A 22,973-nucleotide genomic window follows, 5' to 3' on the forward strand; every position below is an offset into this window, starting at 1 on the left:
GAGTCAGTATGGCAGGAAGTCACCGGAGGGAAAGCAAGCCAGGGAATGGAGTCAAATCAAGGGGATGTCAGCCTTTCTGGCGACCGAATGCCTGGATGCCACGCACCAGTACCAGCAGACCCAGCAGGTGAAAAGGCAGGGCGAGGGCGAGCAACAGCAGCCAGTGGGCGGTGCTGCCGCTGCAGTTGATGAAATCTGCCCAGGCCACCAGCAGGGTGAGCATGCCGGCTATCTGGAAGCGGCGGCGCAGCACGACCTCCACCCCCAGGTTGGCGAGATAGAGGGTCAGCAGTATGCCGGCGAAGCCGGTGAGCTGGGCGGCGCCGTAGAGCTCCCTGTCCGGGTTGAACAACAGGGCCGCCAAGGGAAGCAAGCCCTGGTCCACCGGAATAAAGGTGAGCAGCCAGCAGGCGATCAACAGCAGGGCCGTCTTCATGGCATCGAGCGCCGGCAGATCATGAGCAGCAGGGCCCTCTTCATCCGATCAGTCGGCGGCTTGCGCCGGCTTGATCAGGTTGAGGTAGTTGGCATCCATGCCGAGGAAGACCCCCAGCAGGCGGGCGCTGGCGCCGTAGAAGCCAAACCGGTCGGCCTTGCGGCAGGCCTGCTCGAAGTCGGCAAACCAGCCGAGCAGGTGTTGATGCAGCAGCTCTTCCTGCTCCTGCAGCCACTGCGCTCGCTCGGCGGCGGTGCTGGCCTCGGCGGCGCGGATGATGAGACTGCCCATCAGGTCCAGCTCGATGGCCAGGTGATCGGCAGGCTCCTTGTACTTGTCGCTGACGTCTATGCCCAGTCGCTGCAGGCGAGCCTGCATCTCGGTCATGGGCGCCTGCATCAGCAGCCTGGCATCGCCCCGATAGAGGGACTCGTAGGGCAGGGCCCCCTGCGTGGGATCGACCAGGAACAGAGCGGCGAAGTCGGCGGCCAGTTCCCGCTGGCGATCCGGGCGCACCAGCAGGCGGGCGATGGCGTCGTTGAGCTCGGCCACGGCGTCGCGCATGGGATCCAGCGTGGAGAGACTCTTCAGGAAGCTGCGCACATCGTAGCTGTCATACTCGGCGATCTGATCATCGTTGAGCTCGGCGGCAAACAGGGTGGAAAACCACCAGTAGAGTTCGGCCCGGCGTTCGCTGGTAGCCATAAATTCCTGCATTTTTCCTCCGTGGATGACAATCGGGAGCCTAGATGGCCCCCGATTCTAACGACTTTAAAAATAAAGGAAACTCAAGGGGCGGTTTTGACCGGCACCGCTCACAGTGTCGGGAGCATGGGGTCGATGCCGGTGCGCCGATACCGGTGGGGGACTGCTGGCGCCTGGCCCTGGAATTGCTCGATAGCCTGGTGTGGGCCCTGGTGGTCTGGGCCACCAGGGCGCTTGTCCCAGAACATCGAAGCGCAGACGGGATCAGGCCGGTGGCCGGCTCTCGAACTGCGGGCAGTCGTCCCCGATCTGGTGCCAGGGCGCCTTGGAGCCGACGAAGATGTGAAAGGCCGGTTGCTGGCTCGGCACATCATCGAGCACGCCGAGCCGCAGGTTGATCTTGCCGCTGCTGTGCTTCTGGCTGAACAGGCTGGAGCCGCAGTGGCGGCAGAAGGCGAGGGAGGTCTCCGCCGACTTCTGGAAGCGCGCTATGGCCTCGGCTCCCCGCACTATGGTCACCTTGTCCCCGTCCAGCCCGCCGACCGAGGCGTAATCCGACCCCGAAAACTTGCGGCACTCGCTGCAATGGCAGTTGCCCATGTAGTCGAATCGATCCGGCAGGCTCAGGCCGACGGCCCCGCACAGGCAACTGGCGTGTAGCATCCTCATCTCTCTTCCTCGTATTGGGTTGGTGGCTCAGGCCATGTTAGTCGTCCTTCGCGCGAAACAGGACCCGCTTGCACTTGGCGCAGGCCCACTCGCGCCGAAAGTCGGCCAGATGGACCAGACCGACCTCCAGCTGCTTGTGGTGACCGCAGTGGCAGCAGAACACTATCTTGCCGTCCACCGCGTCCGGATGGGCCGCCAGGTATTGGGCCCGGGTGGGCAGCTCCTCCCAGTGGGTGCTCGGGACGCGCTTGCGTTGATGGGTGTAGTAGACCCAGTAGAACAGAAAGAAAGCAACCAGGATGATGAAGGTCAGCAGATGATCCATCGCGATGTTCCCCGTGTCGGTGTGCCCAGTATTCAATCAAAATTCGATTCGAATGAATATGTTACAAGAGCGGGTCTGCCCCGGTTGTGATCCGCTTCGGATTTTGACTCAGGGAGCGCCCGCCGCCGTGCCGACCCGCTAGACGGGGCGGAAGCCGCCATCGGAGCGGGCGTCGCCGGGTTCGCTCAGGGGGGCTGGATACCGATCTGGCCCTGCTCGGCCAGCCGAGGTCCGGCAGTTGATCGCGCTGGTGTTGTTTGCCGAACACTTCGTAAAACTGGAGACGGGCGGGTCTGAAACGGGGGCGCCAGCGCCACAATTTGCGGCTGAGGTGGGGGAGTGGCACGACGGGCTGGCAGGGAAAATGGCGTCGCCGACCTAAATTACTTTGCATTTTATAACATGGATTCAACATTTTTTTGGGTGGTCGGACTGTCTCTTTGATCCCGCTCCGGTTACAATGCGCGGGCCCACTTCACCTATCGCGCAAACGATTTTCAGGAGATAAACGGATGTTGAAACGTGACATGACCATCGCCGGCTACGATCCCGAGCTGTGGCAGGCCATCACAGACGAAACCCGTCGTCAGGAAGAACATATCGAGCTGATCGCGTCTGAGAACTACACCAGCCCCCGCGTCATGGAAGCCCAAGGCTCCCAGCTGACCAACAAGTACGCCGAAGGCTATCCGGCCAAGCGTTACTACGGTGGTTGCGAATACGTCGATGTGGTCGAGACCCTGGCCATCGAACGCGCCAAGGAACTGTTTGGTGCCACTTACGCCAACGTGCAGCCGCACTCCGGCTCCCAGGCCAACAGCGCCGTCTACATGGCCCTGCTGCAGCCGGGCGACACCGTGCTGGGGATGAACCTGGCCCACGGCGGTCACCTGACCCACGGTTCCCCGGTGAACTTCTCCGGCAAGCTGTACAACATCATTCCTTACGGCATCGATGAGTCCGGCAAGATCGACTACGAGGAGATGGAGCGTCTGGCGGTTGAGCACAAGCCGAAGATGATGATCGGCGGCTTCTCCGCTTACTCCGGTGTGGTCGACTGGGCGCGCATGCGCGAAATCGCCGACAAGATCGGTGCCTGGCTGTTCGTCGACATGGCCCACGTGGCGGGTCTGATCGCCGCCGGCGTCTACCCGAACCCGGTGCCCCACGCCCACGTGGTCACCTCCACCACCCACAAGACCCTGGCCGGTCCCCGTGGTGGTCTGATCCTCTCCGCCGCCGATGACGAAGATCTGTACAAGAAGCTGAACTCCGCCGTCTTCCCGGGCGGCCAGGGCGGCCCGCTGATGCATGTCATCGCCGGCAAGGCCGTGGCGTTCAAGGAAGCGCTTGAGCCGGAATTCAAGACCTACCAGGCTCAGGTCGTCAAGAACGCCAAGGCCATGGTCGAGGTGTTCCTGGCCCGCGGTTACAAGATCGTCTCCGGCGGTACCGACAACCACCTCATGCTGGTGGATCTGATCGGCCGCGAGCTGACCGGCAAAGAGGCCGATGCGGCCCTCGGCAAGGCCAACATTACCGTCAACAAGAACTCGGTGCCCAACGATCCGCGCTCCCCCTTCGTGACCTCCGGCGTGCGCCTGGGGACCCCGGCCATCACCCGCCGCGGTTTCAAGGAAGCCGAGAGCAAGCAGCTGGCTGGCTGGATCTGTGACGTGCTGGACAACCCTGCCAACGACGAAGTGCTGGCCAACGTGCGCGAGCAGGTGCTGGACATCTGCCGCCGTTTCCCGGTTTATGCCTGATAAGTCGGTTGTGCCGATGTGAGACCAATGCCACCCTCGGGTGGCATTGTTTTTTGGGTCTCGGTGCCGCCATGGGCCGAGCGTCATAGGCAGACAGAGGAGGCCCCATGTCCCATGCCACCGATGAGGAGTCGATCCTCTCCATCCGTGCCCAGTACCACTTTCGCCCGGCGCCCGAGGGGTTGCTGGCGTGGGATGTGCGCCGACTGGTGCGGCTGAGTCGCACCCTGCCGGTGCGCTCGCTGCCGCTCTTGCAGATTGCGGAGCTGGACAGCGAACACTGGTACGGACATGGGAGCGTGAGGCCCACGGTGCGCAGCATCGCCGAGCACTGCCAGCTGATGCTGGCCGCGGATCTCGCCTATCCCATCATCCTGGACAGTGCCGGGCGAGTCATGGATGGCATGCACAGGGTGAGCAAGGCCTTGATGCAGGGCCGCACCCATATCGATGCCGTACAGTTTGTGCTGGATCCGGCGCCCGATCACACTGGGTGTGATCCTGACAGCTTGCCCTATGACGATTGAGCCTCTGGCCGAACGAATGGTGCTGTATGGGCCTTTCCACACCATTTTTAGCAGGAGAGAGTGTAATGAAACGAGTGCTGGAAATTCGGAGCTATCGGCTCAAGGCCGGGAGCCGGACGGCCTTTCATGAGCTGGTCAGCGAGCAGAGCCTGCCCCTGCACCGCGCCTGGGGCATGGATGTGGTGAGCCATGGTCCTTCCTTGCATGATCCGGACGCCTACTTTCTGATGCGAGCCTACGATGACCTTGATCATCTTGACCGCACCCAGGCGGCCTTCTATGGAACTGATGCCTGGCAAAAGGGCCCGAGAGAGGCCATCGTTGCGCTGATCGAGAGTGATGCAAATACGGTGATCTGGTTGCCAGGCGAGGCCATAGAGGCGCTTCGCACTAGCTGATACGGCTATGGTACATCTGCGGTGGCATTGTTTTTTCTGGGCTTTTACCGGTTTTGGGTGGTCGTGTTACACTGGCTGACCAAGATCCTGACCCCTTGTGGCAGGTGACCCTTTACTTGCCATGAGTTTGCGCCGGAGGTCCGATGCATTGCCCTTTCTGTAGCGCCGTTGATACCAAGGTGATCGATTCCCGTCTGGTGGCAGAAGGCCATCAGGTGCGCCGTCGCCGCGAGTGTTTGCTCTGCCACGAGCGGTTCACCACCTTCGAGATGGCCGAGCTGGTGATGCCGCGCATCATCAAGTCCAATGGCTCTCGCGAGCCCTTCAACGAAGACAAGCTGCGGGGCGGCATCTTGCGGGCACTGGAAAAACGCCCGGTGAGCATGGAAGCCATCGAGAAGGGGGTCAACCACATCAAGTCCCGCCTGCGCGCCACCGGTGAGCGGGAGGTTGCCTCCCAACTGGTGGGCAACCTGGTGATGGACGAGCTCAAGACCCTCGACAAGGTGGCCTATATCCGCTTCGCCTCCGTCTATCGCAGCTTCGAAGATATCCGCGAATTTGGCGAAGAGATCGCCAAGCTGGAAAAGTGATGGTATCGGGTGGGCAAGCTGATATCCGCTTCGTTCCCACCTATCGCAGCTTCGAAGACATCCGTGAGTTCGGCGAAGAGATCGCCAAGCTGGAGAAATAAGCTTCCCCAACGTCCGGTTAGGACGCGCCAATCGAACCTACAACGCCCATTTTCTCGCTTTGAACGGGAGCCCAGATGTTTAGTCAAGATGATTACCAATGGATGAGTCGGGCCCTCGAACTGGCCCGCCGTGGTCGTTACACCACGGCCCCCAACCCCTGCGTCGGCGCCGTGCTGGTGAAGGCCGGGGTGGTGGTCGGGGAGGGCTGGCACCAGCGTGCCGGCGAACCCCATGCCGAGGTCTATGCCTTGCATGCCGCCGGCGAAGAGGCTCGTGGCGCCACCGCCTACGTGACCCTGGAGCCTTGCTCCCATCATGGCCGCACCCCGCCCTGCGCCGAGGCGCTGATCAAGGCCGGGGTGACCCGGGTGGTCGCCGCCATGGTGGATCCCAATCCCCAGGTGGGGGGCCGTGGCCTGCGCATGCTGTCGGAGGCCGGCATCAAGGCCGACTTCGGCCTGCTCAGCGCCGAGGCCGAGGCGCTCAACCCGGGTTTCTTCAAGCGGATGCGCACCGCCTTCCCGCAGGTGACGGTCAAGCTGGGCGCGAGCCTGGATGGCCGCACCGCCATGGCGAGCGGCGAGAGTCAGTGGATAACCGGCCCCCTGGCCCGCGCCGACGTGCAGCGCCTGCGGGCCCGCCACGACGCCGTGCTCTCCAGTGCCGAGACGGTGCTGACCGATGGCGCCTCCCTCAACGTGCGTTGGGACGAGCTGCCCGCCTCCGTCAAGGCGGTCTATCCCAAGGAGGCCCTGCGCCAGCCGCTGCGGGTCATCATCGACTCCCAGAACCGCTTGACCCCTGACTTGCCGCTGTTCAAGACCACGGGGCCCGTGCTGCTGGCCCGTCACAAGGTCGGCGGTGACTGGCCCGACTGGGTGCAGCAGCTGGAGCTGCCGCTGCTGGATGGCAAGCTGGATCTGGTCAGCCTGTTCATGCTGCTGGCCAAGCAGAACATCAACTCAGTGCTGGTGGAGGCGGGGCCGCGGCTGTGCGGCGCCCTGCTGGGCAAGGGGCTGGTGGATGAGCTGGTGCTCTATCAGGCTCCCAAGCTGCTGGGGGATGAGGGGCGCGGCCTGTTCCATCTGCCCGAGTTGACCCGCCTGTTCCAGGCACCCAAGCTCAACATCAAGGATGTGCGGCTGGTGGGGCAGGATATCCGCATCACGGCCCGGGTGGTCTGACTCTTCAACGCTTAGCCGGGGCCGGTTGGGCCCCGTCATCATCAAGGTGATCTGCATGTTTACCGGCATTATCGAAGCGATGGGTACCCTGGCCGCCTTGCGCCGCCAGGGGGAGGACATGGCCCTCACAGTGCACGCCCCCAGCCTGGACTTCAGCGACATAAAACTCGGCGACTCCATCGCCACCAACGGCGTCTGCCTGACGGTGGTGAGCCTGGGGGACAAGAGCTACACCGCCGACGTCTCCCTGGAGACCCTGTCCCGCACCGGCTTCGCCGCGGCCAAGGTGGGCGATCCCGTCAACCTGGAGAAGGCGCTGATGCCGACTTCCCGCCTCGGCGGCCACCTGGTCTCCGGTCACGTGGATGGGGTGGGGGAGGTGAAGAGCAAGTCCAGCAGCGGCCGCGCCATCGAGTATTGGATAGCGGCGCCGGCGGAGCTCTCCCGCTACATCGCCGAGAAGGGCTCGATCGCGGTGGATGGCATCAGCCTCACGGTCAATGCGGTGCAGGGCAACCTGTTCCGCCTCACCATAGTGCCCCACACCGCCCAGGAGACCACCATAGCCCGCTGGAAGCCGGGCCATCGCGTGAACCTCGAGGTGGATCAGATAGCCCGTTATCTGGAGCGACTGATGCCGGGCAAGGCGCAGGAAAGCTCGGCTTCTACCCTGACCCTGGAGAAGCTGGCGCAATCCGGCTTCCTGTGAGGAGGTGGCGGGCAACGAAAAGGGTTTTCTGTGATCCCGCCCCGGTTGAAATGGGGGCCTGCGCCCCCATCTAGGACAGAATGACGCAGTATCAAGTCGAGCCCGCAGGCTCAATCCCCGAAGCATGTTGATGGAGTAGCCCATGGCGCTGAGCACAACCCAGGAAATCATTGCCGATATCAAGGCTGGCAAGATGGTGATCCTGATGGATGACGAAGACAGGGAGAATGAAGGGGACCTCATCATGGCCGCCTCCTGTGTCCGGCCGGAAGATATCAACTTCATGGCCCGTTACGGCCGTGGGTTGATCTGCCTGACCCTGACCCGGGATCGCTGCAAGCAGCTGGCGCTGCCGCTGATGGTTGATCGCAACAACGCCCAGTTCTCTACCGCCTTCACCGTGACCATAGAGGCCGCCGAAGGGGTGACCACCGGTATCTCCGCCGCCGACCGTGCCGTGACCGTGCAGGCCGCGGTGGCCCCAAACGCCAGGGCCGCCGATCTGGTGCAACCTGGTCACATTTTCCCGCTGATGGCGCAGGATGGTGGCGTGCTGACCCGCGCCGGTCACACCGAGGCGGGTTGCGATCTGGCCCGGCTGGCGGGCCATGAGGCGGCCTCCGTCATCGTCGAGATCCTCAACGAAGACGGCACCATGGCCCGTCGCCCGGATCTGGAAGTGTTCGCCGAGCAGCACGGCATCCGGCTCGGCACCATCGCCGACCTCATCGAGTACCGCAACCAGCACGAAACCACGGTCGAGCAGGTGGCCGAGTGCAAGCTGCCCACCGAGCATGGCGAATTCGACCTCATCACCTTCCGCGACACCATCGACAATCAGGTGCACTTCGCCCTGAAAAAGGGGAATATCCAGGCCGATACTCCGACCCTGGTGCGGGTCCACCTGCACGACGTGCTGAGCGATCTGCTGCTGACCGACCGTCATAGTGCCCGCAGCTGGCCCTTGCCCAAGTCCATGGCGCGCATCGCCGAGGAGGGCGGCGTGCTGGTGATCCTGGGGGCGGAAGCCCAGGGTGATGAGCTGCTGGCCCGGGTCAAGGCCTTCGAGGCCGCCGACAAGGGGCTGCAACCGGAAGGGGCCAAGTGGCAGGGCACCTCGCGCCGGGTCGGCGTGGGCTCCCAGATCCTCAAGGCGCTCGGCGTCGGCAAGATGCGGCTGCTGAGCTCCCCCAAGAAATATCACGCCCTCGGCGGCTTCGGCCTGGAAGTGGTGGAGTACGTCGGCGAATAAGCGCCGGACGGAGGAGGAGGCGGCTGCCGTGCCCGCCCGGGGCATGCCATGCGCTCCCCTGGCGGATCAACGTGGCGGCCGCATGAATCGCCAAACCATGCTCGCCTCGTGCGGGCATGGTTTTTGTCGTGGGTCTGTTGTGCTAGAATGTGCGCACTTTTGACTCCGGCCCTTTTTGATTGCACAGAGACAGGATTTCCAATGAAGATTATCGAAGGAAATATCGCCGCTCCCGAGGCGCGTGTTGCTATTGTCGTTGCCCGTTTCAACAGCTTCATCAATGAAAGCCTGGTGGATGGTGCGGTGGATGTACTGAAGCGTCAAGGCCAGGTCCAGGACAGCAATCTGACCCTGGTACGAGTGCCGGGTGCCGTCGAAATTCCCTTGGCTATCAAGAAGCTGGCCAAGAGTGGTCAATACGATGCCATCATCGCGCTGGGCACCGTCATCCGCGGTGGTACTTACCACTTCGAGCTGGTGGCAAGCGAGAGCAGCAAGGGCATGGCCCAGGTAATGATGGAATATGAGATTCCGGTTGCCTTCGGTGTGCTGACCACCGAAAACATTGAACAAGCCATCGAGCGCGCCGGTACCAAGGCGGGTAACAAGGGTGCAGAGGCTGCACTGAGCGCGCTCGAAATGATCAACGTCCTGAAACAGCTTGAGGAATAAATACATTGAAACCGTCCGAGCGCCGTAAAGCCCGCCATTGCGCCACCCAGGCCATCTACCAGTGGCAGATGACCAAGGCCAACGTGGGCGACATCGAAGAGCAGTTCAAGATCGATCAGGACACCAAGGGTGTGGACCTGAGCTATTTCCGCGATCTGCTGTTCGGGGTAGCCGTTCACTGCAACGAGCTGGACAAGGTGTTCTCACCTTTCCTCTCCCGTCCGCTGGAAGAAGTGGACATGGTGGACAAGGCGATCCTGCGTCTGGCGACCTACGAGCTGACCCGTCGTGATGATGTGCCGCCCCGTGTGGTGATCAACGAAGCGATCGAGCTGGCCAAAGCCTTTGCTGCCGATGACAGCCACAAGTTTGTCAACGGTGTACTGGACAAGGTGATCAAGACGCTGAGCAAGCGTTGATCCTGCCGTCCATCAGCATTAAGAGAGGAGCCAGCCTAACCGCTGGCTTTTTACTGTATGGGTGAATTTGAGCTGATTGAGAAGTACTTCAAGGTCCCCCACGCCCGCAAGGACGTGGTGATGGGCCCTGGAGATGACTGCGCCCTACTGACCCTGCCCGCCGATACCCAGCTGGCGGTGAGCACAGATACCCTGGTCAGCGGCGTGCATTTCTTTCCCGACATGGATCCGGTGGATCTCGGCTACAAGGCGCTGGCGGTCAATCTGTCCGATCTCGCCGCCATGGGCGCCGAGCCGCGCTGGGTCTCCATGGCGCTGACCCTGCCTGCCATCAACGAGGCCTGGGTCGCCGGCTTCGCCGAGGGTTTCCTCGAGCTCGCCGAATACTACAACGTGGCGCTGGTGGGCGGGGACATGACCCGCGGGCCGCTCTCCATCACCGTCTCGGTGAAGGGATCCGTGCCGACCGGGCGGGCGCTGCTGCGCAGCGGTGCCAAGGCCGGCGACGGCATCTATGTCACCGGTACCCTGGGGGATGCCGCCCTGGCGCTGTCCCACCTGCTCGGCAAGCGGGCACTCAACGAGAACCAGCTGGCCGCGGTGCTGCCGCGCCTCGATCATCCCCATCCCCGCATCCTGGCGGGGCAGGCGCTGCGCGGGCTGGCGAACAGTGCGCTGGATCTCTCCGACGGCCTGGCCTCGGATCTCGGCCACATCCTCAAGGCTTCCGGGGTGCGGGCGCAGATCGATCTCGGCCTGTTGCCACTCTCGCCGGTGCTGCAGGATGCGGTGCCCGAGCGGGATGCCTGGCAACTGGCGCTGGCCGGTGGCGATGACTACGAGCTCTGCTTCACAGTGCCGGAGGATCATCGCGGCGTGCTGGACACGGCGCTCGCCAACTGTGGCGTCAAGTTCACCCGCATCGGCCGCATCCTGGCGGGCGAGCCGGGCATCGACTACGTGCGGGGCGAGCTGCCGGTCGAGCTTCACCTCAAGGGTTGGGATCACTTCGCATGATAAAACCCGAGCTGAAGAAGCTGAACCTGAAGAATCCCCGCCACCTGCTGGCGGTGGGGTTCGGTGCCGGTCTGTCACCCAGGGCGCCGGGCACCATGGGGACGCTAGTGGCCATACCGCTCTACCTGCTGGTGAGCGGGCTCTCCACCCCCTGGTTCATCGCCCTGCTGGCGGTGGGCTTCGTGGTGGGGATCTGGCTCTGTCAGGGGGCCACCGATGCCATCGGCATGCCGGATCACGGCGCCATCGTCTGGGACGAGGTGATAGGTTTCGGGGTGACCATGATAGCGGCCCCCGCCGGTTGGGAGTGGGTACTGGCCGGCTTCGTGCTGTTCCGGCTGTTCGATGTGCTCAAGCCCTGGCCCATCTCCTGGTTCGATCGCCGCATTCACGGCGGCGTCGGCATCATGCTGGACGATCTCATCGCCGGCCTGTTCGCCCTGCTGTGCATGCAACTGCTGGCACTCTGGTGCCTGTGAGTCAGCGCCCTACCAGATGAGTGCAGGCCCGGCTTCATGCCGGGCCGATTTGCCCCCCTTGTTTTGTATGCAATTATGGCCGCTTCCTGTCCCTTGGGCCGATCGGCCCTGCGGCGGAACATGCTGCTTTCCCCCTATTTACCTCTGCTTACTTTTCCTTCATCCAGATATGCTGTCGTTAAAAAATCATTTCACATAAATATTCACTACTCATTCGAGCCTTGCCAGGCTAGGTGGAATAGTTGATACGGTTGCTTGTTGCGTCATTGTTGAAATTTAAATAAGACAATCGCTCGCATCGCCATCACAATCTCTGGTAATGTGATTTATATCGACATTTTACGCCTATGGTCAGTGTGTTATCTGCGCAAAGTATTGCGAAATTGTATAACTGGATCATTTACACCCGCGGGCAAACCGACTAACTTACTCGCGGGTTATTCCAAAAAAATGCAAAAAACCCGCCCGGATCGCTGGTTTGGCTGCCTCATGGATTGAGCGTTTCTTACTCACACTAAGCACTCAAGATTAAGTACCCAAGGCACAACCAGCATCTGCGGCTGATTTACGGACGAATTATTTGGGACGGATGTCCCCCGCAGAGGTAACCATGTCCTTGCTCGAAGTGAAAAACTTGCGGATCGAGTACCCCTCCCGCTATGGGGTGCTGGCCGCGGTGAAGGATCTCTCTTTCTCTGTCGAAAAGGGAGAGATCGTCGGAGTGGTCGGCGAATCAGGTGCCGGCAAATCCACCATAGGCAATGCCGTCATCGATCTGCTGAGCCCGCCCGGCCGCATCGCCCGGGGTGACATCTACCTCAATGGCGAGCTCATCTCCGGCAAGAGCCAGAACGAGATGCGGGCCATTCGTGGCTCCCGTATCGGCTTCATCTTCCAGGATCCCATGACCTCCCTCAACCCGCTGTTCACCGTCGAACAGCAGCTGGTGGAGACCATCCTGGCCAATACCGATCTCTCCCGCGACGCCGCCTTTGCCAAGGCGCTTGAGCTGATGGGCGCGGTCGGGATCCCGCAGCCGGACGTGCGCATCAAGCAGTATCCTCATCAATTCTCCGGTGGCATGCGCCAGCGGGTAGTCATCGCCATCGCCCTATCGGGGGATCCCGAGCTCATCATCGCCGATGAGCCGACCACGGCGCTGGACGTTTCCATTCAGGACCAGATCCTGCAGCTCATTCGCAACCTGTGCAAGGAGCGTCAGGTGGGCTGCATGCTGGTGACCCACGACATGGGCGTGGTCTCCAACGTCACCGACAAGGTGGCGGTGATGTATCGCGGCGATCTGGTGGAGTTCGGCACCACCGAACAGGTGCTGGGTAGCCCCAGCCACCCTTATACCCGCAGCCTCATCTCGGCGGTGCCCCGCTCCGACGTCAAACTGGTGCGCTTCCCGCTGGTCTCCTACATCGAAGACGCCAGCGCGCCGGATCTCAGCATCGATCTCAAGACCCACTGGCTCGGCCAGAGCCAGGATGAGCGCAGCTATGAAGGCGCGTTGCTGCGGGTGGAGAACGTGGATCTGAGGTTCGTCACCAAGAATTCCATCTTCCCGAGCCGTCGCCAGTATGTGCGCGCCTGCAACAACATCAGCTTCGAGATCTTCGAGGGGGAGACCTTCGGTCTGGTGGGGGAGTCGGGCTCCGGCAAGTCCACCATAGCCCGTGCCATCACCGGCCTCTATCCGCCCGATACCGGCAAGATAGTGTTCGAGGGGATCGACCTCACCGCCCTGAAAGGGGAGCATGAGCGCCGCCCGTTGCGCCGCCAGATGCAGATGGTGTTCCAGAACCCTTACTCCTCGATGAACCCGCGCATGAAGGTGCGTGACATCATCGCAGAGCCCATTCGCTTCCATAAACTGGCCAGCAGTGAGAGCCAGATCCAAGGGATAGTGAGCGACTTGCTCGATCACGTCGGCCTCGGCCGGGGTGCAGGGGTCAAGTACCCCCACGAGTTCTCCGGTGGTCAGCGCCAGCGCATCTCCATCGCCCGCGCCCTGGCGACCCGGCCGCGCTTCCTCATCTGCGACGAGCCGACCTCGGCGCTGGACGTCTCGGTGCAGGCCCAGATCCTCAACCTGCTCAAGGATTTGCAACAGGAGCTTGGGCTCACCATGCTGTTTATCAGCCACGACCTGCCGGTCATTCGCCAGATGTGTGATCGCATCGGGGTGATGCAGCACGGTCATCTGGTGGAGGTAGCCGAGACCGAGAAACTCTTTACCAATGCCGAGCATGAGTACAGCCGCAAGCTGATCTCCCTCATGCCGGAATTTAAGGGAATGTCCCGCGAGGGGCTGGAAATCGCAAGCTAGGAAAGCACCGGCTCGCCGGTCTGTTTATCAACGATAGTGTCAATAAAAAAGCCAAAAGCATGGAGAAAGACATGAAGAAAGGATTATCCAAGATTGCCATGGCGCTGTTCGCCGCTGGTCTCGCGTTTAACGTCTCTGCCGCCAACATCACGGTGGCCGTCGCCTCCGACGCCACCTCGCTGGATCCGCAGGAGCAGCTCTCCGGCCAGACTCTGGAGATGTCTCACCTGGTGTTCGATCCGCTGATGCGTTACACCCAGGATCTGCAGTTCGAGCCGCGCCTGGCCGAGAAATTTGAGCGCATCGACGACAAGACAGTGCGTTTCCACCTGCGCAAGGGCGTCAAGTTCCACTCCGGCAACGCGTTCACCGCCGATGACGTGGTATGGACCGTCAACCGCCTGAAGGCCTCTCCCGACTTCAAGGCCATCTTCGACCCCATCGCCGAGGTGAAGAAGGTCGATGACCTGACCGTCGATCTGATCACCGCCAAGCCGTTCCCGCTGGTGCTGCAGACCGTCACTTACATCTTCCCGATGGACTCCAAGTTCTACACCGGCAAGGATGAAGCCGGCAAAGACAAGGCCGAGATCGTCAAGAACGGCAGCTCCTATGCCTCCACCCATGTCTCAGGTACAGGTCCGTTCAGCGTCAAGTTCCGCGAGCAGGGCGTCAAGCTCGAGTACGTTCGCAACGCCAACTACTGGGACAAGGCTTCCAAAGGCAACGTCGAGAACCTGACCGTGGTGCCGATCAAGGAAGATGCAACCCGCGTAGCCGCCCTGCTGGGTGGTGACGTGGACATGATCTACCCGGTCGCCCCGAACGATCTGGAGCGCGTGAAGAACGGCAAGGATTCCCAGCTGGTCACCCTGTCCGGTACCCGTGCCATCATCATCGAGCTGAACCAGAACACCAACCCGGCGCTGAAAGACAAGCGCGTGCGTCAGGCGATCAACTACGCCATCAACCAGGTGGGCATAGTCGACAAGATCAACAAAGGCTTCGGCACCCCGGCCGGCCAGCTGAGCCCGAAAGGCTATGCCGGCTACAACGAGGCACTCAAGCCCCAGTATGATCTGGCCAAGGCCAAGGAGCTGATGAAGGAAGCCGGCTACGAGAAGGGCTTCAAAGTGAGCTTCATCTCCCCGGCCGCCCGTTACGTCAACGACGTCAAGATCGCCCAGGCGGTCTCCGCCATGCTGTCCAAGATCAACATCAAGGTGGATCTGAAGACCATGCCGGTGGCCCAGTACTGGCCCGAGTTTGACAAGTGCGCCTCCGACATGCAGCTGATTGGCTGGCATGCGGACACCGAAGACAGTGCGAATTTCTTCGAGTTCCTGACCTTCACCAAGGATGCCAAGACCGGCATGGGCCAGTACAACTGCGGCGGTTATGCCAACGCAGAAGCTGACAAGATGGTGATGGCAGCGAACACCGAGACAGATCCGGCCAAGCGCGCCGCCATCCTGCAGAAGGTGGAAGCCATGCTGATCGATGACGCTGCCTATGTGCCGTTGCATTGGGAAGACCTGGCCTATGGCGCCAAGAAGAACGTCGACATCAAGCCGGTTGTCAACGTGATGAACTTCCCTTACCTGGGTGACCTGGTGGTCAACAAGTAAGTAGAGTCGCAAGGAAGGACCCGGCGGGGGCAGCCATTGGCGCCCCCGCCATTAACAGAAGCCTGTGCCAAGACACAGGCCACGTAGAAGGACAAGCATGTTTACATTCCTGCTGAAACGGTTCTATCAGGCCGTGATAGTGATGTTCGTCATCAGCCTGGTCGCCTTCTCCATCCAGGACAACCTGGGGGATCCGCTGCGCGAGCTGGTGGGACAATCCGTCTCCGAGTCCGTGCGCCATGAGTTGCGCGAAAAGATGGGCCTTAACGATCCCTTTTTGGTGAAATACAGCCGCTTCTTGCAGAACGCAGTGCAAGGGGATCTGGGCACCTCCTACTTCTTCAAGCGACCAGCCCTTGAGGTCATCCTCGACAAGCTGGTGGCTACTCTTGAGCTGGTCTTTGCCGCCGCGCTGATCATCGTCGCCGTCTCCATTCCGCTGGGGGTTTACTCGGCGATAAGACCACGCAGCTTCCTGACCAAGCTCATCATGGCGGTGAGCAGCATCGGCATCTCGATCCCGGTCTTCCTGACCGCCATCATGCTGATGTTCGTGTTCTCCATCCAGCTCGGCTGGCTGCCGGCCTATGGCCGTGGCGAGACCTACAACCTGCTGGGCTGGGAGTCGGGCTTCTTCACCTGGGATGGCATCAAGCACTTGATCCTGCCCGCGGTGTCGCTCTCCTCCATCATGCTGCCGCTGTTTATCCGGCTGGTGCGCTCTGAGATGCTGGAGCAGCTCTCCTCCGAGTACGTCAAGTTCGCGCGCGCCAAGGGGCTGGACAACAACAAGGTCTACTATCAGCACGCGCTCAAGAACACCATGCTGCCGGTGATCACCGTCGGCGGCGTGCAGATCGGCACCATGGTGGCCTACACCATCTTGACCGAGAGCGTGTTCCAGTGGCCGGGCACGGGCTTCCTGTTCCTCGAGGCGATCCACCGGGTCGATACGCCGCTGATCACCGCCTACGTCATCTTCGTCGGGCTGATCTTCGTGGTGACCAATACCCTGGTCGACCTGCTCTACGGGTTCATCAACCCGACCGTTAACTTGACCGCCAAGGGGTAACACATGACTAATGCTGTGACTGTGAGCCGCTGTTTGACATGGCGCAACCATGCTGGCCGTGTCATCAACCCGGCTGTCTACCTGGCTACGAAGGGGTAAGCGCATGAGTAATGCAGTAACTGCGAGCCCAAGCCGCTGGGCTCGATTCAAGAACTCCGACATCGTCTACTACTTCCTGCGCGATAAAGTAGCCATGTTCAGCTTCGCCGTGTTCGTGGTGTTCGTGCTTGCCGCGCTGCTGTCGCCCTGGATCGCGCCGCACAACGTCTATGACCAGACCAGCTTCGATCTGATGGATGCGGAGCTGCCGCCCTCCTGGCTGAGTGGTGGCGAGGAGCGCTTCTGGCTCGGCACCGACAACCAGGGCCGCGACATCTGGAGCACCATCCTCTACGGTGCCCGCATCTCGCTGACCATAGGCCTGTTCGCGGTGGGGCTGCAGCTGGTGCTGGGCATTGTCATCGGCCTCATCGCCGGTTACTTCGGTGGCCGCATCGACAACCTGTTGATGCGCTTCGCCGACGTGCAGCTGTCGTTCTCCACCATGATGGTGGCGATCATCATCTCTGCCATCTTCCAGGCCAGCTTTGGCTCCGAGGTCTACTCTGAGTTCGCCATCGTCATGCTGGTGGTGATCATCGGCATCGCCGAGTGGCCGCAGTACGCCCGTACCGTGCGCGCCTCCGTGCTGGCCGAGAAGAAGAAGGAGTATGTGGAAGCGGCGCAGGTGATGGGTTTCCGTGCCCCGCGCATCATGTTCCGTCATATCTTGCCGAACTGCCTGTCACCCATCCTGGTCATCTCCACAGTGCAGGTGGCGAACGCCATCATGAGTGAGGCCGCGCTCTCCTTCCTGGGTCTCGGCATGCCGGTGGATCAGCCGTCGCTCGGCTCCCTCATCAGCGTGGGCTTCAACTACATCTTCTCCGGCTCCTGGTGGATCACCGCCTTCCCGGGGATCTGCCTGGTGGTGCTGGTGCTGGTGATCAACCTGCTCGGCGACTGGCTGCGGGATGTGTTTAACCCGAAGATCTACAAGGGCTGATGGCCTGAGCCTGATCGCATCAAGCAATAAAAAAGGGCGCCTGTTCGGCGCCCTTTTTCTATCTGTGTGCTGGCTCGTCAGGCCTGCTGCCAGGCCTGGATGCTGGCCAGGATGCCAGCACCGTCGAGTCCCAGCAGCGCGTAGATCTCCTCCTGGGTGCCCTGTTCGATAAAGCGGTCGGGCAGGCCCAGATTGAGTACCGGCTTGCACTGCTTGGTACGCATCAGCAGCTCGTTCACCGCCGAACCGGCACCGCCCATGATGGCGTTGTCTTCCAGGGTGACAAACTGGGAGTGGGTGGCGGCCAGGGAGAGCACCAGTGCCTCGTCCATGGGTTTGACGAAGCGCATGTCCACCAGGGTGGCGTCCAGCGTCTCGGCGGCGGCCTTGGCCTGATGCAGCAGGGTACCAAACGCCAGTATGGCGGTGCCCTTGCCTTCACGAAGGATGCGGCCCTTGCCCAGCTCCAGCGCCGTCATCTCGCTCATGATCTCGGTGCCAGCGCCGCTGCCACGGGGATAACGCACCGCCGTCGGCTGATTGCACTGGTAGCCGGTGTAGAGCATCTGGCGACACTCGTTCTCGTCGGAGGGGGTCATCACCACCATGTTTGGCACCGTGCGCAGGAAGCTGATGTCGAACGCGCCCTGGTGGGTGGGGCCGTCGGCCCCCACCAGACCGGCACGGTCGATGGCAAACAGCACCGGCAGCCCCTGCAGCGCCACGTCGTGGATCAGCTGGTCGTAGGCTCGTTGCAGGAAGCTGGAGTAGATGGCCACCACCGGCTTCTGGCCGGCGATGGCGAGGCCGGCGGCGAAGGTGACCGCGTGCTGTTCGGCGATGGCCACGTCGAAGTAGCGATCCGGGTACTGCTGGCTGAACTTGACCAGCCCAGAGCCCTCGCGCATGGCGGGGGTGATGCCGACCAGCTTCTCGTCTCTGGCGGCCATGTCGCACAGCCACTGGCCGAAGATGGCGGAGAAGGTCGGCTTGCCGCCGCCGCTCTTGGGCAGGGCACAGTCGTCCGGGTTGAACTTGGGCACGGCGTGATAACCGATGGGATCCTTCTCGGCCGGCTCGTAACCCTTGCCCTTTTTGGTCTTGACGTGCAGCAGTTGCGGCCCCTTGAGGTTGCGCATGTTGCGCAGGGTCTCGACCAGAGCGTTGATGTCATGGCCGTCGATGGGGCCTATGTAGTTGAAGCCGAACTCCTCGAACAGGGTGCCAGGCACCACCATGCCCTTGAGGTGCTCCTCGGCCCGCTTGGCCAGCTCCTTGACCGGAGGCAGGCCCGCCAGCACCTTCTTGCCGCCTTCGCGGATGGTGGTGTAGAGCTTGCCGGACATCAGCCGGGCCAGATGGTTGTTGAGCGCCCCCACGTTCTCGGAGATGGACATCTCGTTGTCGTTGAGCACCACCAGCATGTCCTTGTGGACATCACCGGCGTGATTGAGCGCCTCGAACGCCATGCCGGCGGTGATGGCGCCATCGCCGATCACCGCCACCACCTTGCGACCCAGCCCTTCGCGCTCGGCGGCGACCGCCATGCCGAGTGCCGCACCTATGGAGGTGCTGGAGTGGCCGACGGAGAGCACGTCATACTCGCTCTCGTCGCGCCAGGGGAAGGGGTGCAGGCCGTCTTTCTGGCGAATGGTGTGAATGCGTTCGCGCCGGCCGGTCAGGATCTTGTGGGGATAGGCCTGGTGGCCCACGTCCCACACCAGCCGATCGAACGGGGTGTTGTAGACGTAGTGCAGCGCCACCGTCAGCTCGACGGTGCCGAGACCGGAGGCGAAGTGGCCGCTGGAGCGGCTCACCGAGCGCAGCAGGTACTCGCGCAACTCGTTGCACAGCACGGGCAGCCGCTCGAAGGGCAGGGATCGCAACTCGACCGGCGTATCCGCGAGGGCCAGGTTGGGGAAATTGCTTATATCAACGCTCATATTGTTACTGTTATCCAGCGTTTAGTGGGTTCGCTCGATGATGTAATCGGCAAACGCTTCCAGAATGTCGGTATTGTAGGGCAAGGATTGCAGTGCTGTTAAGGCCTTGTCATGCAGTTCGCGAGCCAGCTCACGGGCATTGTCGAGCCCGAGCAGGGCCGGATAGGTGCTCTTCTCCTGCGCCAGATCCGAGCCTTGCGGCTTGCCCAGGGTCGCGGTATCGCCGGTGATGTCGAGGATGTCATCCTGCACCTGGAAGGCGAGCCCGATGGCGGCGGCATAGGCTTGCAGCGCGGCCAGGGTGGCGGGGGCCACATCGGCCTTGCACAGGGCTCCCAGGGTGACGGCGCACTCGATGAGCGCCCCCGTCTTGTGGCGGTGCACCTGCTCCAGCTCGGCGAGGCTGATCTGGCGGCTCTCGGCCTCCAGATCCAGCGCCTGACCGCCGCACATACCGAGATAACCCGAGGCGCGCGCCAGGGTACTCAACATCTTCACCCGGTTGGCCAGAAGCGAGTCGGGCAGGGGATGGTCCGCCAGGATCGAGAACGCCAGGGTCTGCAGGGCATCGCCGGCCAGGATGGCGGTGCCTTCATCGAACGCCTTGTGCACGGTCGGCTGGCCGCGACGCAGATCGTCGTTGTCCATGGCGGGCAGATCGTCGTGCAGCAGAGAGTAGGCGTGAATGCACTCCACCGCGGCGGCCGGCCCGTCTAGCCGCTCGCTCGGCACCCCCAGCATCTCGCCGACGGCGTAGACCAGGAAGGGGCGTACCCGTTTGCCGCCGAGCAGCAGACCGTATTTCATTGCGTCCCGCAGGCGAGGCGCCATGGCGGGCAAGGCGTCAAGCTGCGCCGACAGACAGTCGTCGATGCGACGACGGTGCCGGCGGGAGAAGTCGTCCAGCGTCACTCACTGCTCTCCTTGCTCTGGTCGAAAGGGGGTCAGTTGCTCGCTGCCATCGGCCTGCGTCAACAGGATCTGGATCTTCTGCTCGGCCTGCTCCAGCTTCTGCTGACCGGCCCGGACCAGATGGATGCCCTGTTCGAACTGCTTGAGCGCCTCCTCGAGGGGGAGTGACCCCTGTTCAAGTTGATGCACTATGGCTTCCAGCTCTTCCAGGGTGGCATCAAAACTCAGACGGTCGATTTTTTTACTGGCCATGTCCATCCTCGGGGATTGAAAAAAACGGCTCATCTTAACATCGACCGGGCAGCGGGGGGAGGCAGAAAAGCGCGCCGCGCTCAAACTATCGCGACCGCGGCCGATAAGAGCGGGCCGGCAACCATGCATGGCTTGCAGGCCGTTGAGCTGTGTCAGGCTTGCCGCCCGAGGCGCAATAGCAGAAAATTCAACAAAGTATAAATAAATGGCAAGTTCGGCGACAGGAGTAGGGATGTGGATTTAGGCAGTCTGATAGGCATAGTGCTGGGGTTCGGGGTCGTGGTGTACGGTATGTCGTTGGGTGGCCCCATGACCATGTACGTGGATATGCCCTCGGTCTATATCACCATACTGGGTTCCCTGTTCATCGCCATGATGAAGTTCAACCTCAGCCAGTTCTTGATGGCGTTCAAGGTGGCGGGCAAGGCCTTCATGTACAAGGGCGACAAGCTGGATGATCTGATCACCAAGGCGGTCGAGCTGGCCGACTCGGCGCGCAAGGGGGGCTTCCTGGCCCTGGAGGCGGCGGAGATCCCCAACACCTTCATGAAGAAGGGCATCGACATGCTGGTGGACGGCCATGACGCCGACGTGGTGCGGGCCGTGATGGAGAAGGACATAGAGCTGACCTCGGAGCGTCACGTCATCGCCATCAAGGTGTTTCGCGCCCTCGGCGACCTCGGCCCCGCCATGGGCATGATAGGGACGCTGGTGGGACTGGTGGCCATGCTGGCCAACATGAGCGACCCCAAATCCATCGGTCCGGCCATGGCGGTGGCCCTGCTGACCACCCTGTATGGCGCCATCGAGGCCAACATGATCGCCATCCCCATCGCCGACAAGCTGGAGCTGCGCAGCGGCGAGGAGCGCCTGAGCCGGACCCTGATCCTTGACGCCATCATGGGCATCCAGGATGGCCAGAATCCCAGGGTGATCCAGGCGATGCTGCAGAACTATCTGCATCAGTCCAAACGCAACAACGGGCTCGAGTAGGAGGCCGCATGTCAAAGTGCAAGTGTCCGCCGCCCGGGCTGCCCGGTTACATGGGTACCTTCGCCGATCTGATGTCGCTGCTGATGTGCTTCTTCGTGCTGCTGCTCTCCTTCGCCGAGATGGACGTGCAGAAGTTCAAGCAGATCGCCGGCTCCATGGAGAAGGCCTTCGGGGTGCAGAATATCCTGGAGGTCAAAGACATTCCCAAGGGGACCTCGGTCATCGCCCAGGAGTTCAGGCCGGGTCGGCCCGAACCGACTCCCATCGATACCATCATGCAGCAGACCATAGACCTGACCCAGACCGAGCTGGAGTTCCAGCCCGGTGAGGCGGATCAGGCCGGTGGCAAGGACAAGACGGATGGCAAACTGAGTGGCGGCGATACCATGCAACAGGCCCAGAAGGCGCAGGCGCAGTCCAACGAGCTGGCCAAGATGCTGGCCGAGCAACTGCAGGCCCAGATCCAGGACGGGGCCATCGAGATAGAGGCGCTCGGTCAGCAGATCATCATCCGCATTCGCGAGAAGGCGGCCTTCCCGGCGGGCTCGGCCTTCCTGCAGCCCCAGTTCTGGCCGGTGGTCCGCAAGGTGGCGGCCCTGCTCAAGGATGTGCCGGGGGAGATCACCGTCTCCGGCCACACCGACGATGTCGCCACCGAGGACGAACTGTTCGAGTCCAACTGGGAGCTGTCATCCCAACGGGCGGTGGCGGTGGCCCATCAGATGATCAAGGTGCCCGGCTTCGACGGAGGACGCCTGGTGGTGCAGGGCATGGCGGATTCCCAGCCGCTGGTCCCGAACAACAGCCCGGAGAACCGGCGCATGAACCGGCGGGTGGAGATCGCCATCATGCAGGGTAAACCGACTGTGTCGGCACCGATCGGCGTGTCCGGCCAGAAGTAGCATTAGGCGCAAAGCGCGATCCTGCTCGCAGGGGCTGACATGGATTTTGTGGCGGCTTCATATTAAGATGCCTCATCCGAACCGATAGCTGCGGCTCTCTTTGATTGCCGCAGCTTCTCTTTATAAAGCAACCCAGGTTTCGACTATGAATCATACTCCGATGACTGTTCGCGGCGCCGAAAAGCTGCGTCAAGAGCTCGACTATCTGAAGAGCGAGCTGCGTCCCCAGATTATCGAAGCGATTGCTGATGCCCGTGAACATGGTGATCTGAAAGAAAACGCCGAGTACCATGCCGCTCGCGAGCAGCAGGGTTTTTGTGAAGGCCGCATTCAGGAGATTGAGAGCAAGCTCTCCAATGCCCAGGTGATCGATATCACCAAGATTACCAACAATGGCCGTGTCATCTTCGGTGCGACCGTGACCCTGCTCAAGAGCGAGACGGAAGAGGAAGTGGTGTATCGCATCGTGGGTGACGACGAGGCGGACATCAAACAGAACATGATCTCCGTGAACTCCCCCATCGCCCGTGCCCTGATCGGCAAGGAAGTGGACGATGTCGCCATCGTCAAGACGCCAGGCGGTGATGTGGAGTACGAGATCCTGGAGGTTGTCTACCTCTAAGCTGGAGGGGCGACTG

General features: G+C 61.8%; 25 protein-coding genes and 1 pseudogene. 19 read left to right on the forward strand and 7 right to left on the reverse strand.

Going from position 1 to position 22,973, the window contains the following annotated elements:
• Positions 1 to 67: 67 nt before the first annotated feature.
• From EL255_RS04910 to EL255_RS04925, 4 genes are all read right to left on the reverse strand, one after another.
• Entirely contained in the window at positions 68 to 436 is a 369-nt protein-coding gene (locus tag EL255_RS04910; protein WP_042652819.1) for a hypothetical protein, read from the reverse strand.
• Between the two features lie 48 nt (positions 437 to 484).
• Entirely contained in the window at positions 485 to 1,153 is a 669-nt protein-coding gene (gene torD, locus EL255_RS04915) for a molecular chaperone TorD (RefSeq protein WP_042652818.1), read from the reverse strand.
• Between the two features lie 252 nt (positions 1,154 to 1,405).
• Complete coding sequence (locus tag EL255_RS04920) at positions 1,406 to 1,810, reverse strand: GFA family protein (protein ID WP_042652817.1); 405 nt, start codon at positions 1,808 to 1,810, stop codon at positions 1,406 to 1,408.
• 37 nt (positions 1,811 to 1,847) lie between these two features.
• Entirely contained in the window at positions 1,848 to 2,135 is a 288-nt protein-coding gene (locus EL255_RS04925) for a hypothetical protein (protein ID WP_042652816.1), read from the reverse strand.
• Positions 2,136 to 2,647: 512 nt separating this feature from the next.
• Between EL255_RS04925 and glyA the strand changes: the two genes are divergently transcribed.
• The 16 genes and pseudogenes from glyA (at position 2,648) to EL255_RS05005 (ending at position 17,333) form a co-directional block, all read left to right on the forward strand.
• The gene (gene glyA, locus EL255_RS04930) at positions 2,648 to 3,901 is read left to right on the forward strand and encodes a serine hydroxymethyltransferase (protein WP_042652815.1); all 1,254 of its coding nucleotides are present in this window, start codon (positions 2,648 to 2,650) and stop codon (positions 3,899 to 3,901) included.
• Between the two features lie 107 nt (positions 3,902 to 4,008).
• Positions 4,009 to 4,428 carry a ParB N-terminal domain-containing protein gene (locus tag EL255_RS04935; protein ID WP_042652814.1) on the forward strand — a complete coding sequence of 140 codons (420 nt, stop codon included), beginning with the start codon at positions 4,009 to 4,011 and terminating at the stop codon, positions 4,426 to 4,428.
• A gap of 65 nt (positions 4,429 to 4,493) precedes the next feature.
• Positions 4,494 to 4,826 (forward strand): NIPSNAP family protein, encoded by a 333-nt coding sequence (locus EL255_RS04940; RefSeq protein ID WP_042652813.1) that lies wholly within the window; start codon positions 4,494 to 4,496, stop codon positions 4,824 to 4,826.
• Between the two features lie 143 nt (positions 4,827 to 4,969).
• Positions 4,970 to 5,419 (forward strand): transcriptional regulator NrdR, encoded by a 450-nt coding sequence (gene nrdR / locus EL255_RS04945; protein WP_042652812.1) that lies wholly within the window; start codon positions 4,970 to 4,972, stop codon positions 5,417 to 5,419.
• Positions 5,420 to 5,436: 17 nt separating this feature from the next.
• A pseudogene (locus EL255_RS21815) lies at positions 5,437 to 5,520 on the forward strand (transcriptional regulator NrdR); the annotation flags it as partial.
• Between the two features lie 75 nt (positions 5,521 to 5,595).
• On the forward strand, positions 5,596 to 6,705 hold the full coding sequence (gene ribD, locus EL255_RS04955; protein ID WP_042652811.1) for a bifunctional diaminohydroxyphosphoribosylaminopyrimidine deaminase/5-amino-6-(5-phosphoribosylamino)uracil reductase RibD: 1,110 nt from the start codon (positions 5,596 to 5,598) through the stop codon (positions 6,703 to 6,705).
• A 55-nt stretch (positions 6,706 to 6,760) separates the two neighbouring features.
• The gene (locus EL255_RS04960) at positions 6,761 to 7,414 is read left to right on the forward strand and encodes a riboflavin synthase (protein ID WP_042652851.1); all 654 of its coding nucleotides are present in this window, start codon (positions 6,761 to 6,763) and stop codon (positions 7,412 to 7,414) included.
• 142 nt (positions 7,415 to 7,556) lie between these two features.
• Positions 7,557 to 8,666: a bifunctional 3,4-dihydroxy-2-butanone-4-phosphate synthase/GTP cyclohydrolase II gene (ribBA, locus tag EL255_RS04965; protein ID WP_042652810.1), complete on the forward strand. Its 1,110-nt coding sequence runs from the start codon at positions 7,557 to 7,559 to the stop codon at positions 8,664 to 8,666.
• A 201-nt stretch (positions 8,667 to 8,867) separates the two neighbouring features.
• A complete protein-coding gene (gene ribH, locus EL255_RS04970; RefSeq protein ID WP_042652809.1) occupies positions 8,868 to 9,338 on the forward strand; it encodes a 6,7-dimethyl-8-ribityllumazine synthase in 471 nt (156 codons plus the stop codon).
• A 5-nt stretch (positions 9,339 to 9,343) separates the two neighbouring features.
• Positions 9,344 to 9,757: a transcription antitermination factor NusB gene (gene nusB, locus EL255_RS04975; protein WP_042652808.1), complete on the forward strand. Its 414-nt coding sequence runs from the start codon at positions 9,344 to 9,346 to the stop codon at positions 9,755 to 9,757.
• A 57-nt stretch (positions 9,758 to 9,814) separates the two neighbouring features.
• Positions 9,815 to 10,774, forward strand: a complete 960-nt coding sequence (gene thiL, locus EL255_RS04980; protein WP_042652807.1) for a thiamine-phosphate kinase — start codon at positions 9,815 to 9,817, stop codon at positions 10,772 to 10,774.
• A complete protein-coding gene (locus tag EL255_RS04985; RefSeq protein ID WP_042652806.1) occupies positions 10,771 to 11,253 on the forward strand; it encodes a phosphatidylglycerophosphatase A family protein in 483 nt (160 codons plus the stop codon). Before thiL ends, EL255_RS04985 begins: the two co-directional genes overlap by 4 nt.
• 610 nt (positions 11,254 to 11,863) lie before the next feature.
• Positions 11,864 to 13,588 carry a dipeptide ABC transporter ATP-binding protein gene (locus EL255_RS04990; RefSeq protein WP_042652805.1) on the forward strand — a complete coding sequence of 575 codons (1,725 nt, stop codon included), beginning with the start codon at positions 11,864 to 11,866 and terminating at the stop codon, positions 13,586 to 13,588.
• 71 nt (positions 13,589 to 13,659) lie between these two features.
• The gene (locus tag EL255_RS04995) at positions 13,660 to 15,216 is read left to right on the forward strand and encodes an ABC transporter substrate-binding protein (RefSeq protein ID WP_042652804.1); all 1,557 of its coding nucleotides are present in this window, start codon (positions 13,660 to 13,662) and stop codon (positions 15,214 to 15,216) included.
• A 97-nt stretch (positions 15,217 to 15,313) separates the two neighbouring features.
• Positions 15,314 to 16,288 carry an ABC transporter permease gene (locus EL255_RS05000; RefSeq protein ID WP_042652803.1) on the forward strand — a complete coding sequence of 325 codons (975 nt, stop codon included), beginning with the start codon at positions 15,314 to 15,316 and terminating at the stop codon, positions 16,286 to 16,288.
• A gap of 103 nt (positions 16,289 to 16,391) precedes the next feature.
• Positions 16,392 to 17,333, forward strand: coding sequence for an ABC transporter permease (locus tag EL255_RS05005; RefSeq protein ID WP_042652802.1), 942 nt, complete (start codon positions 16,392 to 16,394; stop codon positions 17,331 to 17,333).
• Positions 17,334 to 17,410: 77 nt separating this feature from the next.
• Here the strand turns inward: EL255_RS05005 and dxs are convergent, their stop codons facing one another.
• Genes dxs through xseB form a run of 3 tightly spaced genes read right to left on the reverse strand, consistent with a single transcriptional unit; the run spans position 17,411 to position 20,440 of the window.
• Complete coding sequence (gene dxs, locus EL255_RS05010; protein WP_042652801.1) at positions 17,411 to 19,276, reverse strand: 1-deoxy-D-xylulose-5-phosphate synthase; 1,866 nt, start codon at positions 19,274 to 19,276, stop codon at positions 17,411 to 17,413.
• 21 nt (positions 19,277 to 19,297) lie between these two features.
• Entirely contained in the window at positions 19,298 to 20,188 is an 891-nt protein-coding gene (gene ispA / locus EL255_RS05015; protein WP_042652800.1) for a (2E,6E)-farnesyl diphosphate synthase, read from the reverse strand.
• Positions 20,189 to 20,440 carry an exodeoxyribonuclease VII small subunit gene (gene xseB / locus EL255_RS05020; RefSeq protein WP_042652799.1) on the reverse strand — a complete coding sequence of 84 codons (252 nt, stop codon included), beginning with the start codon at positions 20,438 to 20,440 and terminating at the stop codon, positions 20,189 to 20,191.
• A 234-nt stretch (positions 20,441 to 20,674) separates the two neighbouring features.
• On the opposite strand from xseB, the gene pomA reads away from it, so the two are divergent.
• The 3 genes from pomA to greA all read left to right on the forward strand — a co-directional run bounded on the left by pomA (position 20,675) and on the right by greA (position 22,957).
• Positions 20,675 to 21,433, forward strand: a complete 759-nt coding sequence (pomA, locus tag EL255_RS05025; RefSeq protein ID WP_042652798.1) for a flagellar motor protein PomA — start codon at positions 20,675 to 20,677, stop codon at positions 21,431 to 21,433.
• Positions 21,434 to 21,441: 8 nt separating this feature from the next.
• Positions 21,442 to 22,335 (forward strand): flagellar motor protein MotB, encoded by an 894-nt coding sequence (locus EL255_RS05030; protein ID WP_042652797.1) that lies wholly within the window; start codon positions 21,442 to 21,444, stop codon positions 22,333 to 22,335.
• Between the two features lie 145 nt (positions 22,336 to 22,480).
• The gene (gene greA, locus EL255_RS05035; RefSeq protein WP_042652796.1) at positions 22,481 to 22,957 is read left to right on the forward strand and encodes a transcription elongation factor GreA; all 477 of its coding nucleotides are present in this window, start codon (positions 22,481 to 22,483) and stop codon (positions 22,955 to 22,957) included.
• Positions 22,958 to 22,973 lie beyond the last annotated feature (16 nt).

It is taken from the genome of Aeromonas encheleia (genome assembly GCF_900637545.1).
Taxonomy (GTDB): domain Bacteria; phylum Pseudomonadota; class Gammaproteobacteria; order Enterobacterales; family Aeromonadaceae; genus Aeromonas; species Aeromonas encheleia.

Excerpts from the sequence above, each read along its gene's own strand:
- EL255_RS04920 (WP_042652817.1), bottom strand. The coding sequence starts at position 1,810 with ATGAGGATGCTACACGCCAGTTGCCTGTGCGGGGCCGTCGGCCTGAGC.
- EL255_RS05005 (WP_042652802.1), top strand. The coding sequence starts at position 16,392 with ATGAGTAATGCAGTAACTGCGAGCCCAAGCCGCTGGGCTCGATTCAAG.
- ribH (WP_042652809.1), top strand. The coding sequence starts at position 8,868 with ATGAAGATTATCGAAGGAAATATCGCCGCTCCCGAGGCGCGTGTTGCT.
- EL255_RS04925 (WP_042652816.1), bottom strand. The coding sequence starts at position 2,135 with ATGGATCATCTGCTGACCTTCATCATCCTGGTTGCTTTCTTTCTGTTC.
- ribBA (WP_042652810.1), top strand. The coding sequence starts at position 7,557 with ATGGCGCTGAGCACAACCCAGGAAATCATTGCCGATATCAAGGCTGGC.
- nrdR (WP_042652812.1), top strand. The coding sequence starts at position 4,970 with ATGCATTGCCCTTTCTGTAGCGCCGTTGATACCAAGGTGATCGATTCC.
- EL255_RS04935 (WP_042652814.1), top strand. The coding sequence starts at position 4,009 with ATGTCCCATGCCACCGATGAGGAGTCGATCCTCTCCATCCGTGCCCAG.
- torD (WP_042652818.1), bottom strand. The coding sequence starts at position 1,153 with ATGCAGGAATTTATGGCTACCAGCGAACGCCGGGCCGAACTCTACTGG.
- EL255_RS05030 (WP_042652797.1), top strand. The coding sequence starts at position 21,442 with ATGTCAAAGTGCAAGTGTCCGCCGCCCGGGCTGCCCGGTTACATGGGT.
- greA (WP_042652796.1), top strand. The coding sequence starts at position 22,481 with ATGAATCATACTCCGATGACTGTTCGCGGCGCCGAAAAGCTGCGTCAA.
- xseB (WP_042652799.1), bottom strand. The coding sequence starts at position 20,440 with ATGGCCAGTAAAAAAATCGACCGTCTGAGTTTTGATGCCACCCTGGAA.
- thiL (WP_042652807.1), top strand. The coding sequence starts at position 9,815 with ATGGGTGAATTTGAGCTGATTGAGAAGTACTTCAAGGTCCCCCACGCC.
- EL255_RS05000 (WP_042652803.1), top strand. The coding sequence starts at position 15,314 with ATGTTTACATTCCTGCTGAAACGGTTCTATCAGGCCGTGATAGTGATG.
- EL255_RS04990 (WP_042652805.1), top strand. The coding sequence starts at position 11,864 with ATGTCCTTGCTCGAAGTGAAAAACTTGCGGATCGAGTACCCCTCCCGC.
- glyA (WP_042652815.1), top strand. The coding sequence starts at position 2,648 with ATGTTGAAACGTGACATGACCATCGCCGGCTACGATCCCGAGCTGTGG.
- ribD (WP_042652811.1), top strand. The coding sequence starts at position 5,596 with ATGTTTAGTCAAGATGATTACCAATGGATGAGTCGGGCCCTCGAACTG.
- EL255_RS04910 (WP_042652819.1), bottom strand. The coding sequence starts at position 436 with ATGAAGACGGCCCTGCTGTTGATCGCCTGCTGGCTGCTCACCTTTATT.
- dxs (WP_042652801.1), bottom strand. The coding sequence starts at position 19,276 with ATGAGCGTTGATATAAGCAATTTCCCCAACCTGGCCCTCGCGGATACG.
- EL255_RS04995 (WP_042652804.1), top strand. The coding sequence starts at position 13,660 with ATGAAGAAAGGATTATCCAAGATTGCCATGGCGCTGTTCGCCGCTGGT.
- EL255_RS04940 (WP_042652813.1), top strand. The coding sequence starts at position 4,494 with ATGAAACGAGTGCTGGAAATTCGGAGCTATCGGCTCAAGGCCGGGAGC.
- EL255_RS04960 (WP_042652851.1), top strand. The coding sequence starts at position 6,761 with ATGTTTACCGGCATTATCGAAGCGATGGGTACCCTGGCCGCCTTGCGC.
- EL255_RS04985 (WP_042652806.1), top strand. The coding sequence starts at position 10,771 with ATGATAAAACCCGAGCTGAAGAAGCTGAACCTGAAGAATCCCCGCCAC.